The 1,481-nt window shown below is 68.2% G+C and carries 1 protein-coding gene; it reads right to left on the bottom strand.

Translation table 11 applies throughout. The features are described from left to right. On the bottom strand, positions 1–1,395 hold a 1,395-nt coding region (locus ACFWF3_RS35725), incomplete at its 3' end, for a WD40 repeat domain-containing protein (RefSeq protein WP_379318561.1). Positions 1,396–1,481 lie beyond the last annotated feature (86 nt).

The following is a 1,481-nucleotide window of genomic DNA, read 5'->3' as shown; positions in this document are numbered from 1 at the left end:
GATGAGGTCCTTGCCCGCCGGCTTGCCGGTTTTCGGGTCCCAGCGCCGCACGGTCCCGTCCAGCCCGGCGGTCACCACCTCGTCACCATTGAACTCGACACCGGTGACGCTGTCACGGTGACCACGGAGTACCCCGCCGGTCTCCTTCACATTGTCCGGATCCAGCAGCCGCACGGACCCATCGCCGGTACCGACCGCCAGTTGCCTGCCGACTGCGCTGAACGTCACGGCGAACAGCGGATTGTCGTGGCCGGTCAGCGGTTCGCCGATCTGCTGTCTGGTATTCGGATCCCACAGGCGCACGTCACCGTCCCAGCTCGCCGTCGCCAACCACCGACCGTCAGCGCTGAACGCCACCCGTGGCACAACACTAGAATGCCCCTGCAACGGGTCACCGATCGCGGTTCGGGTAGCGAGATCCAGCAAGGTGACGGTGCCTCGCAGATTGGCATCGGCGATGGCGAGCAGCCGCATATCCGGGCTGAACGACATCGAGGTCACCCCGGTCGCACCCTGGTCGGCGCCCGGCAGCGGAGCACCCAGCAGCTGGCGAGTACTCGGGTTCCACAACCGCACGGTCCTGTCCGCCCCGCCCGTGGCCAGGGTGCCGTCCGCGCCGAAAGCCAATGCGGTGACCCCTCCGGGGTGGATCATCGGATCGCTGAGCTCGGTCCAGGTCCGCGTATCCCACAACCGCACCGAGTCGCCACTGCCCGCGCTCGCCAGCAGCGACGCATCCGGACTGAAAGCGAGCAGACCCGCGCCGCCCGCCTGTGGCAACGGCGGAACTACCTGCTCCCAGGTTTCGGTGCTCCACACCCGAACAGTCGCGTCCGACGTGTTGCCCGCGGTGACCAGCACCGCGTCCTTCGGACTGAAGGCGACGGCCGACACCCCTCCGGTGTGGCCTTCCAATTGCCGCAGCTGTCGACTGGACCGCGCGTCCCACACCCTCGCCGTCGAATCCCAACCGCCACTGGCCACCAGCGTGGCGTTCGCGTTGAACGCGACCGACGGCACCGGGCCGCGGTGGCCACGTAGCGTCCGCGCCAGTCGGTCGTTGGCGAGTGCCCGATTCAAGACGTCGACCGATTCCCTGGTCGCGCCGAGCCGGAGCCCTTCCAACGCCAGGAGATACGCCAGATCGTCTTCGTCGCCGATCAGGTTCGCGGCCTGGGCCGCGAGCGCCCGGGAGGTCGCGATCCGTGCCTGCAGTTCGGCGGCGTCTCGCTGTTCCCGTGTTTCGCGCACCTGGAAGAACAGCCCTATGCCGGTCAGGATCGCCACGACGAGCAACCCCACCAACCCGGCGACAGCGGCGTTGCGGCGCCGCTCGAAGGTTCGCTGCTGCTGGATATCTTCGCCGACCAGGTCGGACTTGCTGCGCCCGTGCACTCGCGCGGCGAGGGTCGCTATCGCATCCTGAAACCGCAGATCACGCAGATCTGGCCGATCGAATCGCCCGTCGCGCAGGTCGACCC

The sequence above is a fragment of the Nocardia sp. NPDC060220 genome, assembly GCF_042727815.1.
Classification (GTDB): Bacteria; Actinomycetota; Actinomycetes; order Mycobacteriales; family Mycobacteriaceae; genus Nocardia.
This window is presented reverse-complemented; position numbering and strand designations above follow the sequence as displayed.